Below are 12,997 nucleotides of genomic sequence, written 5' to 3' on the forward strand. Positions count from 1 at the left end.
TTATTTTGCTGTTTTAAAGAAGTTTTTTTAAAATAACAATCTGTCCTAAATGATAAACATCATGCTGGATGATTCCATGAATGTGTTCGTAAAACGTGTGATTATTTGCCGGATATATTTTTGCCAGATCGGAATCATTAAAACCTTCAAAAAAAGCATTCCATGATTCCTGTGATTTTGCCAGAGTTTGAAGTGATTGTGCCCAAGCAACTTCAGATGGGTCTATAACAGGTACAAAATAATTATGGTCGGGTGTTATAATTGTTTCTCCTTGTACACGCCTCAAAATATTTCTCCTCCATTGTATAAGATGATTGACAATTTCCCAAATTGTATTCAAATTAGGATGCACTTTTTTGTGAGCCTGTTCTGCATGTACCTCTTTTAAAGTATCTGCTAGTGTAACCTCAAGCCACGGGTTTCCATTATAAATGGATTGATATAAATTCGAAATTCTTTTACTTTCTGACATAATAAATAGAGTTTTTAAATTCAAAAGCTAAGATACAAATAAGTAATTGACAACTCATCCCCGAATTTCTACAGTTGGGTTTTTAAATATTTTTTAACTAAAACTGTTAAAATACATTTGCCTCATCAAAATCAATAATCTTATGAAAACCATTTTTTTAGTAGTCGCTTTTTTATTTAGTATCGCATTATTTTCACAAAATACTATTTCGGGCAAAATTACAAATGCGAAAGGAAAACCAGTTGCAGGAGCTAATATTTACATTGACGGAACTTATGATGGAGCGACAAGTTCCGAAACTGGTGATTTTTCTTTTGAAACAACAGCAGCAGGAAATCAATTTTTGATAGTGAGTCTCTTAATTTATGATACCTACAAACAAGAAATTGATGTCGCTAATTTTAAAAATCAAATCGTTAAGCTAAGTGAAAATGTAAATGCTCTTGATGCGGTTGTTATAACAGCTGGAACATTAGAATCTGGAGATAAAGCCAGAGTTTCTGTTCTTAAACCATTGGATATTGTAACTACTGCAGGCTCTGCTGGGAATATTGTTGCCGCTTTACAAACTTTGCCAGGAACACAAAGTGTTGGCGAAGATGGTCGTTTGTTTGTTCGTGGGGGAGAAGCAAGCGAAACGCAGACTTTTGTTGACGGAATTAGAGTTGCACAGCCATATGGAGCAACCACTAATAATTTACCAACACGTGGTCGTTTTTCTCCTTTTTTGTTTAGTGGAATCGCTTTTTCTACTGGAGGATATTCGGCAGAATATGGTGAAGCTTTATCAAGTGTTTTACTTTTAAATACACAGGATGAGGCCGATCAAAACAAAACAGAGATTTCATTAATGACAGTGGGTTTAGGATTGGGAAATACTCAAAAATGGAAAAAAAGTTCGTTGAGTGTTAATACAGCTTACATCAATTTAGCGCCTTATCAAGCGGTAATTCCACAAAATGTAGAGTGGAATAGTCCATACCAATCATTGTCTGGAGAAACAGTTTACCGTTATCACTTTGTGAACGGAACTTTCAAACTATATGCAGCGTTTGATTCTGAGAAATTCGATTTGAATCAAAAAAATGTAAACTTCGAAGAGAAAATCAGAACCGATTTAAATAATAATAATTTCTATTTGAATGCTTCTTACAATGGAACTTTTGGAACGGGTTGGCGTTTAACTTCGGGTATAAGTTATGGTTACAATAGCAATAAAGTAAAGTACAATACAAGTGATGTTGATAGCGACGAAAATGCTGCACAATTGAAATTGAAGTTAAGAAAACATTTCTCAAATTATTTTAATTTGTCATTTGGAGCAGATTATTTTATTACAAAATTCAATGAAAATTTTGATGACAACATTACGCTTAAAGTTGCCAATGGTTATGATTCTAATATTGCAGCTTTTTATACAGAGGGTGATGTTTTATTTTCTAAAAATCTAGCATTAAAGGTTGGTTTAAGGCTTTCCAATAATAGTTTGTTAAACGAAACTAACCTTGCTCCGAGAGCCTCAATTGCGTATAAAGTTTCTAAAACCAGTCAGTTCTCTTTTGCTTACGGAGATTTTACTCAAACACCAGTTGTTGATTACATTAAATATTCTAAATACCATCAGTTTGAGAGCGAAAAGGCAAGGCATTATATTCTAAATTATCAATTTACAAAACCGGGACAGACTTTTAGAGCGGAAGCCTATTATAAAGATTACAGTAATCTGGTTCAATATGATTCTAAAGATATTCAGTACAATTCAGTTTTCAATAATAACGGTTCAGGTTATGCAAAAGGATTGGATTTATTTTGGAGAGATAGTAATTTGTATAAAAACCTTGAATATTGGATTTCGTATTCGTATATCGATTCTGAAAGACAGTATAAAAATTTTCCAACCATGGCAACACCGAGTTTTATAGCCAATAATAATTTATCAGTTGTAACTAAATATTTTATTACCGATTGGAAATCACAAATTGGATTCACCAATAGTTTCAGTACAGGAAGACCTTATAATGATCCAAATCAAACGCAGTTTATGAGCGGAAAAACCAAGTCGTATAACAGTTTGAGTTTTAACTGGGCTTATTTATTAACAACACAAAAAATTCTTTATTTCTCTGTATCAAATATTTTAGGAAGTCAAAATGTTTTTGGATATGATTATGCAAAATTACCAGATGCAAATGGAGTTTATAATAGACAAGCCGTTACACCAACCGCAGATCGATTTTTCTTCGTTGGTTTCTTCTGGACAATTAGCCAGAATAAAAATGATAATCAGTTGAAGAATTTATAAATCGCAATTCATCCTCAAAAATCTACAGTTCGGTAGTTTTAAATTTTAAATCAGTTAAAACTGAAATACTTTTGAAGTATAAATTAATAATCGTTTCAATCATCAAAAATAACAACAATTAAAATCAAACACTATGTTAAAAATCACTACCGCAATCGCTTTTTTTATCTGCAGCTTAATGTCTGCACAAAATGTAAATCTAACTGTTTCTGTTTCAGGTTTAAAAAACGATACAGGAACTTTAAAAGTGAGTTTGTACAACTCAGATGGAACATTCCTTAAATCGACTTATAAAAGTATTGCTTCCGAAATTAAAAATAATAAGGCTACAGTTACTTTTGTTGGTATTCCAAAAGGAGAATATGGGATTTCGGCCTATCAAGATGAAAATAGTAATGGAAAACTTGATAAAAATATGATGGGAATCCCTTCTGAAGATTATGCCTGTTCAAATAATGCTAAAGGATTTATGGGGCCTCCTAGATATACAGATGCTAAATTTGACATTAATAAAGACTTGAAAGTTGACGTTGTATTCAATAACTAAAAAATAGAAATAACCATTTAAATTATATCAAAATGAAAAAAATCATCACGACAATAGCATTATTTGTAGTAGTAATAAGTTCAGCACAAACACAATTTGAACAAGGAATGACAAAAGCTTCTGGGCTTTGGAAAGAAGGGAAAACAGATGAAGCTTCGTCAATGTACGAAAGAATTGCTTCTGCAGAAAAAAATAACTGGCTGCCTAATTACTATGTAGCTTTAATAAACACAACTGCTGCTTTTTCAGAAAAAGATAAATCTAAAGCTCAATTGCTATTGTCAAAAGCACAAGATGCTCTTGATGTTGAAATGATAAAAGATCAAAATAATTCAGAATTATATGTGATGCAAGCTTTACTTTATACAGCTTGGGTTGTACAAGATCCGATGACAAATGCCCAAAAATATTCAGGTAAAATAATGGAGGATTATGCTAAAGCTAAAGCAATAAACCCTAATAATCCAAGAGCTGTTTTTGGCGAAGCGGATTATCAGTTGGGAGGAGCCAAATGGACAGGGGTAGATACAAAACCATTATGTTCACAAGTAGATAAAGCTGTCGAACTTTTTGCTACTTTTAAACCTGAAACTTCTTTCTCTCCAAAATGGGGATTAGAAAGAGCTTTGGAATCTCAAAAAAACTGTAAAAAATAATACTTTAAGCCTACCTATAAATGAAAGACTATAGAAATACATTCGGAAATTTGAAAAGCGGAACGATAATGTGTTTCAAGATTTCTATGGTTTTTACAATAATATTTTCTGTTTGTTTAGGACCCAATTTAACTGTAAAAAATGTATTACTTACGTTCTGTTTAAGTTGCTTGTATTCTTTCGGTCTTGGTTTCGGGAATGGTTTTCTTAATGTTCTTTTAGATAGAAAATGGGATTGGCTCGAGCAAACAAATCTAAGAGTATATTATGGAATTTTGGTTACTGTTTTGTACACTGTTCCAGCTGTCTTAGGAATTGATTATGTCATTTTTGTGATAGTTCAGGATCTGCCTTTAGGTAATTTTTTTAGCGAAAGAATGATTTGGGTACACCTTTTTTACATCATTTTATCATTAGGAGTCTCTACTTTTATGCAAGCCAGAAGCTTTATGGTACAGTGGAAACAAGCTTCGAAATCTGAAGTGACTCAGCAAAGAATTATTGCAGGAACCGCCAATGCAAAGTTTGAAACTTTAAAGAATCAGATTGATCCGCATTTTTTGTTTAATAGCTTAAATGTATTAAGTTCTTTGATTGAAGAAAATCCGGATAATGCACAACGTTTTACCACTTCTTTGTCAAAAATCTATCGCTACGTTTTAGAACAAAAAGACAAAGAATTAGTTTCTGTTGAAGATGAATTGTCGTTTGCAAAAACGTATATGAATTTGTTGAAAATGCGTTTTGAAAACAGTCTGTTTTACGAATTGCCAGCGACAAATGGCATTCCGGATGCAAAAGTGGTTCCGTTATCATTACAGCTTTTGCTTGAAAATACAGTAAAACACAATGTTGTAAGTGAACAAAGACCATTGCATATTCGAATATTTGTTGATGGCGATTATCTGGCAATCCAAAATAATTTTCAAAAAAAGGAAGTCATACAAAGTAGGCAAGGAGTTGGTCTTCAAAATATTGTGGATCGTTATGGAATCATTACTAATAGAAAAGTTCTAATTGAAGAAAATGAGCAAAGTTTCACTGTTAAAATTCCAATTTTAACTAAACAAATTTCAGTTATGGAAACAAGTACAGATTACAGCGATGAAAATAAAGCGTATTTCAGAGCTAAAAAAAGAGTAGAAGAATTAAAAGGATTTTATGGAAATGTAATTTCATATTGTTGTGTGATTCCTTTTTTAGTTTTTATAAATGTGACATATTCACCTAATTTTGAGTGGTTTTGGTTTTCGGCTTTAGGTTGGGGATTTGGAATTGTAATGCATGCTTTTAAAGTTTTTGGATATAGTACCGATTGGGAAGAAAGAAAAATCAAAGAGTTTATGGAAAAGGGTAACAATAAACAATCCTGGAAATAATAATGGAGAAAAATTATACGGAAGCGGAACGTTATTATCAAGCTCACAAGAAAGTGGAAGAAATAAAGAAATTTTACCAACATTTGACTGTGTATCTTCTTTGTAATCCAATTGTAATAGTTGTAAATCTTATGACTTCACCAGGGTTTTTGTATTTTTGGTGGTGTTTGTTAGGTTGGGGAATTCCAGTTGTTTTACATGGATTGAAGGCATTTAATTGTTCTCCTCTTTTTAATAAAGAATGGGAAGAACGAAAAATTAAAGAGATTCTGGAAAAAGAAAATAACCAAAAAAGATGGGAGTAAGTATAAACTGAAAAACATCTTAGAATAAAAATAAAGGTAATCATGGAAATTAAGTATAACGAAGAGGATAAATATTATTTAGCAAAAAAGAAAGTAGAAAATATTAAAGGTTTTTATGGAAATCTCGCAGCTTTTATTGTTGTAAATATTGTTTTGCTTGTAATTAATTTATGGACATCACCAGATCGTTTATGGTTTTATTGGCCATTAATGTGGTGGGGATTGGGAGTTCTTTTTCATGGATTGAAAGTTTTTGAAGTATTACCAACTTTAGGGAAAGATTGGGAAGAACGAAAAATCAAAGAATTGATGGAAAAAGAGAAAGAGAATAAAAACAAATGGCAATAATTAACTCAATATAAATAAAATGGGACGATTTACAAGACGAATGTTCGAAGAGGATTCACGAGAATTTAGCACAGATGAAAACTATAATATAGCGTACAAAAAGGTAAAAAGAATAAAAGGATTCTATTCACATTTAAAAGTATATTTTATTGTAAATGCAATTATTCTTATTTCCAGTTTTAATAGAGATTATATTGGGAACTCTGGGTTTTGGAATTGGCATACTTTTTCAACCGCAATATTTTGGGGAATAGCTTTAATTGCACATGGGGCAACTGTTTTTGGGACTGATTTGTTTTTTAATGATGATTGGGAACAAAAGAAAATCCAAAATTATATGGAGAAAGAGAAAGCGAACACAAATAAATGGGAGTAGTTTTAGACTAATTTTTTCACCTTTTGCACTTTATTAAATGACCACACTAATTATCGAAGACGAAAAACCAGCAGCGAGATTGCTACAAAGAAAACTCGAAAAATTGAATATTGCAGTAGAAACTATGCTGCATTCTGTTGAAGAATCAATTGACTGGTTTTCTAAAAATGAACACCCCGATTTAATATTTTTAGACATCCAATTATCAGATGGTTTGTCCTTTGAAATCTTCGAAAAAATAAACATAAAAAGTGCTGTTATTTTTACAACTGCTTATGATGAATATGCACTAAAAGCATTCAAATTAAACAGTATTGATTACCTGTTGAAACCCATCGATGAAGATGATTTGGAGACTGCTGTTTTTAAATTTAAAGATCGTTTTGATTCAACGCTTTCTGTAGGAAAAAATTCCTTGCAGTTGGATTTTGAACAAATCAAAAAAATGTTTGCGAACCCTTTTGAAAAAACATTCAAAAAAAGATTTACAGTCAAAATAGGGCAACATCTAAAAGTAATTTCAGTAGATGAAATCGAATGTTTTTTTAGCGAAAATAAAGGAACTTATATTCATACTTTCGACAACAGAGATTATTTAATCGATACTACTTTGGAACTTTTGGAACAAGAAATCGATACTAAAGATTTTTATAGAATTAGTAGAAAGTTTATTGTTTCGCTCAAGGCAATAAAGGAAATAGTGATGTACAGCAACTCCAGATTAAAGATTGTTTTGCCTACTTATAAGGAAGATGAGGTAATTGTAAGCAGAGAAAAGGTTTCAGATTTTAAAAATTGGATAGGTTAGCACTGTCTTATTTTTATTGTTGAGGTGGTTTTGTCTAAAATTCTGAATTTATGTTGTTTACGTATTGTACATAGATTTTGCTTATAGTCGTTTTATGGACGAATAAACACTCTTCTGATGCCAATTAAGACAAAAATAAGTAAAGTGTAAATAATTAAAAACAGAGCAATGTATTCTATTTTGTTTAATGTAAGCATAATTGCTATAAGCAGTAATTGAAAGCCTAAGCCATATAACGAAACAATTGTCATAAACCAATTTGGAAATGATTTTACTTTATAAGCTTCTTTATCCAAACGGTGAATGATTGTATCGAATATACCGTAAACGAAAGTATATATTCGAAAAAAAAGATCCACAGTTTTTTGACTTTCACCAGGTAATGCTCTAGGAGATTTGTCTTCAAAAATTTTACTTGTTGTATCTCCTCCTTCTAATTTATGTCTTAAAATTACATAGTAATAATTGTATAAAGTGCCTTGTAATTGGATACCAATAAATGCTAAAATTGTAGTCCAAAAAGTAGTTTTGGATACATAACAAATAGACATTAAAAGCAAAAAATTCAAGATGATGTCAAATATACTGTCGAGGTATCTTCCAGTGTATGATGGTGTATTTTTTGCACGTGCCAGTTCCCCATCAATGGCATCAATTATTGATTTTAAAATGATAAAAAAAGCAGCAAAATAGTAATGGTTTTGTATCACACAATAAATGGCAATTAGTCCAGAAACGCCAAAAAGAAGCGTTACGTGTATAGGAGTAAAACGTGTGTTTTTTAATTGATTTGCAAAATATCTTGCAAACGGTCTACCATAATCAGATAAATCAAGGAATTGATTTTGTGCGGCAAGTTTAGACATTGTGATAAGTGAGCGATGAGATGTGACAATATAGTCGGACTACAAAAGTAATGCTATTTTGAGCATTTTGCTAAATTGTAATTTTAAAATGACAAAACGCTTTTGAAAATGAACTCTACAAGGAGTTAATATATTTTCAAAAGCGTTTTGTTATGAATTGATTTTGATTGCGATTTTTGTTTATTTACTCAATCGGTGCAAAGTATATGTCATTGCTGTTAATAAAAAGAAAGCGACGATTTGATGGGTTAAACCTAGCCAAAGCGGAACACTATAAAGCAATGTACAAACCCCTAAAGTAAATTGGATAAAAACGATTAGTACCAATGCGTTTAATCCTTTTTGTTGTTGTGAGTCAAGGGTATATTTTTTGCTTTTAAAATAAAGGAATAAAATAAGCCCTACTACAAAATAAGCTAAGGTTCTATGAACGAATTGTACACCGCTTTTTCCTTCGGTGAAGCGTTCCAACCAAGTGTTTTTTTCGAGTGCGATGCTTTCGTGAAAGAATTCCCCATCGCTCATCAAAGGCCAATGATTGTGAATTAAACCGGCATTCAAACCTGCAACAAAACCTCCGTAAATGATTTGCAGAAGTAAAAAGATTAATGCGTATCGGGCTATTTTTCGTAATGGAACAATGACTTGTTTTTTATCGGGATAGATTAAATCTAAAGCGACCCAAAGGGTATATGCAAAAGTAATAAAGGCAAATGTAAGGTGTAATGAAAGGCGGAAATGACTAACATCAGGATTATCGACTAGGCCGCTTCTTACCATAAACCAACCAAAAAAACCTTGTAAAGCTCCCATTCCAAGTAAAACAAAACATTTATTAAGGGTGGCTTTGTCAATTTTTTTCTTCCACAGAAAATAGAAGAAAGGAACAATAAATACAAGACCAATTATTCTCCCGATGAAACGGTGAAACCACTCCCAGAAATAGATGAATTTATAATCGGAAAGTGTAAAGTCGTTATGAATATTGATTTTTTGGTACTCAGGAAATTGTTTGTATTGGTCAAATGTTTCATGCCATTTTGCTTCTGTTAGAGGAGGAAGAGTGTCGGTAACCAAATGCCAATCGGTCATTGATAACCCTGAATTGGTTAATCGGGTAATCCCACCAACAACTACCATTACAAACACTAAAAAGCAACCCGATAGAAGCCAGATAATTACGGATTTATTGTTTTTCATTTTATATGTACTTTAATCTTTTAATTAGTTTTCCGTTTTTTTCAATCCTAATTTTTCTGCTTTCTTCATCATAAATCCATAAGCGGCATCATAATCATTGGCGATATCACCTTCCAGAATGGCTTCTTTAATAGCTTCTTTGAGCATTCCAATTTCACGGGATGGTTTCAAATTGAAGATTTCCATGATTTCTTCTCCAGAAATTGGTGGTTGAAAATTGCGGACATGGTCACGTTCTTCTACCTCTACAATCTTTTTTCGAACAATTTCAAAATTACTATGGTATTTTCTAAATTTATTAGGGTTTTTGGTAGTTATATCGGCTTCACAAAGTGTCATTAAATTTTCGACGTCTTCACCAGCATCAAAAACCAAACGGCGAACGGCAGAATCTGTTACAATATCTTGTGCTAAAACAATTGGTCGAGAACTCATGATAACCATTTTTTGTACAAACTTCATTTTATGGTTTAATGGCATGTGTAAGCGTTCAAATATTTTCTTAGCCATTTTTCCACCAAGAAATTCATGCCCGTGAAATGTCCAGCCTTGTTTTTTGTTGAAGCGTTTGGTAGGTGCTTTACCAATATCATGTAATAAAGCCGACCAACGCAACCATACGTCATCCGTATTTGGACAAATGTTATCTACGACTTCAAGAGTGTGGTAAAAATTATTTTTGTGTGTATGACCTTCTATTTCTTCAACTTGATTTAAAGCAGTCAGTTCGGGAAGAATGATATCTAAAAGGCCAGTTTTGAATAACAATAAAAATCCGATTGAGGGTTTATCAGTAGAAAGAATTTTATTTAACTCTTCGACAATACGTTCTCCAGAAATTATTTTGATGCGCTCGGCATTTTTAGTAATAGAGTCCAATGAATCTTGGTCTATGTCAAATCCTAATTGAGTAGCAAATCGAATTCCTCTGAGCATTCGCAATGGATCGTCAGAAAAAGTGATGTCAGGATCAAGAGGTGTTTTTATTATTTTGTTGGTCAAATCAGATATTCCATTAAAAGGATCTGAAAGAGCGCCAAAATTATTTGAATTTAAGGATAAAGCTAGTGCGTTGATGGTGAAATCACGTCTGTTTTGATCATCTTCAAGTGTTCCGTTTTCTACAATTGGATTTCTACTATCGTGATTGTATGATTCTTTTCGGGCTCCAACGAATTCAATTTCGGTATCTTCAAAACGTAACATGGCTGTACCATACGTTTTAAAAACCTGAACTTTTGGTTTTTTAGGCAGTAATTCAGATACTTTTAAAGCTAATTCGATACCGCTTCCAACAGCAACAATATCAATGTCTTTTTTGGAGTCTCTGTTTAAAAGTAAGTCACGTACAAAGCCACCAATTACATAACTTTCCACATTAAGTTCTTGTGATGCTTTCGATATGACTTCGAATATTTTATTATTTAAAAATTCTTTATAGGAAGTTTTAATGTTCATTCTTAAATTTGTTTAATCCCAATTTTTATGGAAAAGTTTGAAATTTTTTAACAAATTGCAAATGAAAATTGCAATCTGAAAATTATTTTCGAATTACTTTCACCTGTGAATCATTAGTTAATTTAATGATTGTTGAAGGTTTTCCGGCAATTTTATCGTGGTGCAAATTTACAACATAGTCAACGCCTTTTATAATTTCAGGACTAATTTCTTTGAAACTTTTTGGAGTAGACTGCCCAGAAATATTTGCCGAGGTAGATACTAATGGCTTTTTCATACGCTCCATCAATTTAAAACAAAAGGGTTCTTTGACGATGCGAATCCCTAAAGTATTATCGGCTGCAATTAAATTTTTTGCCACATTCCTAGGATTATCAAGTACCAATGTAGTTGGGTTTTCGGATAAATCCATAATTTGCCAAGCTACTTCAGGAACTTCTTTGAAAACATTGTAGATCATTTTTTCGCCATTCATTAGGCAAATCATGCTTTGAGTTTCAGCTCGTTGTTTGAGTTTGTATATTTTTGCAACTGCTTCAGGATTAGTTGCATCACAGCCAATTCCCCACACAGTATCAGTCGGATAGAGGATAATACCTCCTTCTTTTATAACTTCGTATGCGTTAATTATTTCTTGATTTAAATCCTGACTCATAATAGAAATTTTTATTTAATAACAACTTGATGATTGTTTAAAACGATGCAGTATTATTAAGATGTTAGTTTATTTATAATGTCTACAATTTTCTGTAAATCAATTGTAGAAAGTCCCACATATAATGGTAAACACACTATTCTTGAAGCGATAGATTCTGATAGTGGCATTTTATTCCCTTTAGTATAAGTAATGGTATTTAAAGAAGGATAAAAATAGCGTCTAGGGATTATGTTTTCTTTTTGTAATGCTTCTTGAACATTTAATAGAGTAGCTTCTGAATCAAAAAGTATTGGATAATAACTATGGTTCCATTCGGTATTTTCTCTAATTTTTATGTTTTTTAAATTGTTAAAGTTTAAATTCGTATTATAAAAATCAGTTACTTTTTTTCTTTCTGCAATAATATGTTCCATATAAGGGAAAAGAGCTAATCCCATTGCTGATTGCAATTCGGAAATTTTAGCATTAATTCCGAGACCGTAAAATTCTAATGGACCATTGTGCCCAAAATTATGGCTAAAAAACAACTGGTGTTGTATTTTATCATCATTACAAAACATGGCACCTCCTTCTCCTGTATGAAATAATTTTGTTGCATGAAAACTACAAGTACTTACATCTCCAAAATTAAATATAGATTGGTTGTTGTATTTTACACCGAAACAATGTGCAGCATCGTAAATTACTTTCAGGTTGTGTTTTTTTGCAATAATTTCTATAGCCTCAACATGGCAAGGATTTCCGAAAACGTGAGTTGCCAAAATTGCAGTTGTTTTTGAAGTTATTGCTGCTTCAATTTTGGTCTCATCTATAGTTAGATATTCAGGATTTATATCAACAAAAATTGGAGTGCAATTTTCCCACACAATTGCAGCAGAAGTAGCCACATAAGAAAAAGGAGTTGTAATTATTTCTCCACCTTTACCAAATAGTTTTAAGGCAATTTGCAAAGGTATTGTACCGTTATTAGTAATCGTAATATGAGGAACATCGAGATATTCTTTAAGTTTATCTTCTAATTCTATTGTCAGTTCACCACGATTTGTGAGCCAAACTTTATCCCACGCACGTTTTACATAAGAATTGTATTCTTCTTGTGGGGGTAGAAAAGTTTTGGTTACTGGAATCATTATAATTATGGATTTAGTACGTTTAATTTACCTTTAAGGGTAAACTATTGTTATATTTGTGGGGTAAAAATAGGAAAAGAATGCTGATTTATCAGCAAAAGCAGGAATTTTAAAAAATAGAACAATTTTTGGTTACTCATGATTACCTGATTAACAATATTTTATGAGTATTTTTCTTGAAATAAAATTAACATCTTTTCTTTTAAATTTTTATAAAAAACATATATAATAAAAATAAAATAAATTTAGGAATACTATGGAAATTAACACTTTTTTGCAAAATTTTGCAGAACTTTTAGATGATACAGATGCAACATTAATAAAACAAGAAACTGTTTTTAGAGATTTGGAAGAATGGGATTCGTTGACAGCTTTGTCATTAATTGCGATGGCTGATGAAGAATATTCTGTAAAATTAACTGGTGATGATATAAAATCTTCGAAATCATTAAATGATATTTTCGAAATAATAAAAAATAAAGGGTAATTGAA

Annotated in this window: 15 protein-coding genes; 9 read left to right on the forward strand and 6 right to left on the reverse strand. The window is 31.7% G+C overall.

Going from position 1 to position 12,997, the window contains the following annotated elements; genetic code table 11:
* Window positions 1-13: 13 nt before the first annotated feature.
* Window positions 14-472: a DinB family protein gene (locus tag CLU82_RS14850; RefSeq protein ID WP_100843814.1), complete on the reverse strand. Its 459-nt coding sequence runs from the start codon at window positions 470-472 to the stop codon at window positions 14-16.
* A gap of 142 nt (window positions 473-614) precedes the next feature.
* Between CLU82_RS14850 and CLU82_RS14855 the strand changes: the two genes are divergently transcribed.
* The 8 genes from CLU82_RS14855 to CLU82_RS14890 all read left to right on the forward strand — a co-directional run bounded on the left by CLU82_RS14855 (window position 615) and on the right by CLU82_RS14890 (window position 7,193).
* Complete coding sequence (locus CLU82_RS14855) at window positions 615-2,774, forward strand: TonB-dependent receptor (RefSeq protein WP_100843815.1); 2,160 nt, start codon at window positions 615-617, stop codon at window positions 2,772-2,774.
* 133 nt (window positions 2,775-2,907) lie between these two features.
* Entirely contained in the window at window positions 2,908-3,321 is a 414-nt protein-coding gene (locus CLU82_RS14860; RefSeq protein WP_100843816.1) for a DUF2141 domain-containing protein, read from the forward strand.
* Window positions 3,322-3,353: 32 nt separating this feature from the next.
* A complete protein-coding gene (locus tag CLU82_RS14865) occupies window positions 3,354-3,977 on the forward strand; it encodes a hypothetical protein (RefSeq protein ID WP_100843817.1) in 624 nt (207 codons plus the stop codon).
* A gap of 20 nt (window positions 3,978-3,997) precedes the next feature.
* Window positions 3,998-5,356 (forward strand): 2TM domain-containing protein, encoded by a 1,359-nt coding sequence (locus CLU82_RS14870; protein WP_100843818.1) that lies wholly within the window; start codon window positions 3,998-4,000, stop codon window positions 5,354-5,356.
* A 2-nt stretch (window positions 5,357-5,358) separates the two neighbouring features.
* Window positions 5,359-5,661, forward strand: a complete 303-nt coding sequence (locus CLU82_RS14875; RefSeq protein WP_100843819.1) for a 2TM domain-containing protein — start codon at window positions 5,359-5,361, stop codon at window positions 5,659-5,661.
* Between the two features lie 42 nt (window positions 5,662-5,703).
* Window positions 5,704-6,009, forward strand: a complete 306-nt coding sequence (locus CLU82_RS14880; protein WP_198520229.1) for a 2TM domain-containing protein — start codon at window positions 5,704-5,706, stop codon at window positions 6,007-6,009.
* Between the two features lie 19 nt (window positions 6,010-6,028).
* Window positions 6,029-6,385, forward strand: a complete 357-nt coding sequence (locus CLU82_RS14885; protein WP_100843821.1) for a 2TM domain-containing protein — start codon at window positions 6,029-6,031, stop codon at window positions 6,383-6,385.
* A 37-nt stretch (window positions 6,386-6,422) separates the two neighbouring features.
* Entirely contained in the window at window positions 6,423-7,193 is a 771-nt protein-coding gene (locus tag CLU82_RS14890) for a LytTR family DNA-binding domain-containing protein (RefSeq protein ID WP_100843822.1), read from the forward strand.
* A 92-nt stretch (window positions 7,194-7,285) separates the two neighbouring features.
* Here CLU82_RS14890 and CLU82_RS14895 read toward each other — a convergent pair whose 3' ends face one another.
* The 5 genes from CLU82_RS14895 to CLU82_RS14915 form a co-directional block, all read right to left on the reverse strand.
* Complete coding sequence (locus CLU82_RS14895; protein WP_100843823.1) at window positions 7,286-8,059, reverse strand: CDP-alcohol phosphatidyltransferase family protein; 774 nt, start codon at window positions 8,057-8,059, stop codon at window positions 7,286-7,288.
* Between the two features lie 180 nt (window positions 8,060-8,239).
* Complete coding sequence (locus CLU82_RS14900) at window positions 8,240-9,259, reverse strand: COX15/CtaA family protein (protein WP_100843824.1); 1,020 nt, start codon at window positions 9,257-9,259, stop codon at window positions 8,240-8,242.
* A 24-nt stretch (window positions 9,260-9,283) separates the two neighbouring features.
* Window positions 9,284-10,717, reverse strand: a complete 1,434-nt coding sequence (locus CLU82_RS14905) for a CCA tRNA nucleotidyltransferase (protein WP_100843825.1) — start codon at window positions 10,715-10,717, stop codon at window positions 9,284-9,286.
* 82 nt (window positions 10,718-10,799) lie between these two features.
* The gene (locus CLU82_RS14910; protein ID WP_100843826.1) at window positions 10,800-11,372 is read right to left on the reverse strand and encodes an L-threonylcarbamoyladenylate synthase; all 573 of its coding nucleotides are present in this window, start codon (window positions 11,370-11,372) and stop codon (window positions 10,800-10,802) included.
* A 56-nt stretch (window positions 11,373-11,428) separates the two neighbouring features.
* On the reverse strand, window positions 11,429-12,505 hold the full coding sequence (locus CLU82_RS14915) for a DegT/DnrJ/EryC1/StrS aminotransferase family protein (protein ID WP_100843827.1): 1,077 nt from the start codon (window positions 12,503-12,505) through the stop codon (window positions 11,429-11,431).
* 256 nt (window positions 12,506-12,761) lie between these two features.
* Between CLU82_RS14915 and CLU82_RS14920 the strand changes: the two genes are divergently transcribed.
* Window positions 12,762-12,992, forward strand: coding sequence for a phosphopantetheine-binding protein (locus CLU82_RS14920; protein WP_100843828.1), 231 nt, complete (start codon window positions 12,762-12,764; stop codon window positions 12,990-12,992).
* The last annotated feature ends 5 nt before the right edge of the window (window positions 12,993-12,997 follow it).

This window comes from Flavobacterium sp. 5, from assembly GCF_002813295.1.
GTDB lineage: Bacteria > Bacteroidota > Bacteroidia > Flavobacteriales > Flavobacteriaceae > Flavobacterium.

What these genes read in the sequence shown, in the direction of transcription:
- CLU82_RS14875 (WP_100843819.1), top strand. Translation starts at nt 5,359, where the DNA reads ATGGAGAAAAATTATACGGAAGCGGAACGTTATTATCAAGCTCACAAG.
- CLU82_RS14855 (WP_100843815.1), top strand. Translation starts at nt 615, where the DNA reads ATGAAAACCATTTTTTTAGTAGTCGCTTTTTTATTTAGTATCGCATTA.
- CLU82_RS14880 (WP_198520229.1), top strand. Translation starts at nt 5,704, where the DNA reads ATGGAAATTAAGTATAACGAAGAGGATAAATATTATTTAGCAAAAAAG.
- CLU82_RS14860 (WP_100843816.1), top strand. Translation starts at nt 2,908, where the DNA reads ATGTTAAAAATCACTACCGCAATCGCTTTTTTTATCTGCAGCTTAATG.
- CLU82_RS14920 (WP_100843828.1), top strand. Translation starts at nt 12,762, where the DNA reads ATGGAAATTAACACTTTTTTGCAAAATTTTGCAGAACTTTTAGATGAT.
- CLU82_RS14865 (WP_100843817.1), top strand. Translation starts at nt 3,354, where the DNA reads ATGAAAAAAATCATCACGACAATAGCATTATTTGTAGTAGTAATAAGT.
- CLU82_RS14910 (WP_100843826.1), bottom strand. Translation starts at nt 11,372, where the DNA reads ATGAGTCAGGATTTAAATCAAGAAATAATTAACGCATACGAAGTTATA.
- CLU82_RS14850 (WP_100843814.1), bottom strand. Translation starts at nt 472, where the DNA reads ATGTCAGAAAGTAAAAGAATTTCGAATTTATATCAATCCATTTATAAT.
- CLU82_RS14915 (WP_100843827.1), bottom strand. Translation starts at nt 12,505, where the DNA reads ATGATTCCAGTAACCAAAACTTTTCTACCCCCACAAGAAGAATACAAT.
- CLU82_RS14885 (WP_100843821.1), top strand. Translation starts at nt 6,029, where the DNA reads ATGGGACGATTTACAAGACGAATGTTCGAAGAGGATTCACGAGAATTT.
- CLU82_RS14905 (WP_100843825.1), bottom strand. Translation starts at nt 10,717, where the DNA reads ATGAACATTAAAACTTCCTATAAAGAATTTTTAAATAATAAAATATTC.
- CLU82_RS14895 (WP_100843823.1), bottom strand. Translation starts at nt 8,059, where the DNA reads ATGTCTAAACTTGCCGCACAAAATCAATTCCTTGATTTATCTGATTAT.
- CLU82_RS14870 (WP_100843818.1), top strand. Translation starts at nt 3,998, where the DNA reads ATGAAAGACTATAGAAATACATTCGGAAATTTGAAAAGCGGAACGATA.
- CLU82_RS14890 (WP_100843822.1), top strand. Translation starts at nt 6,423, where the DNA reads ATGACCACACTAATTATCGAAGACGAAAAACCAGCAGCGAGATTGCTA.
- CLU82_RS14900 (WP_100843824.1), bottom strand. Translation starts at nt 9,259, where the DNA reads ATGAAAAACAATAAATCCGTAATTATCTGGCTTCTATCGGGTTGCTTT.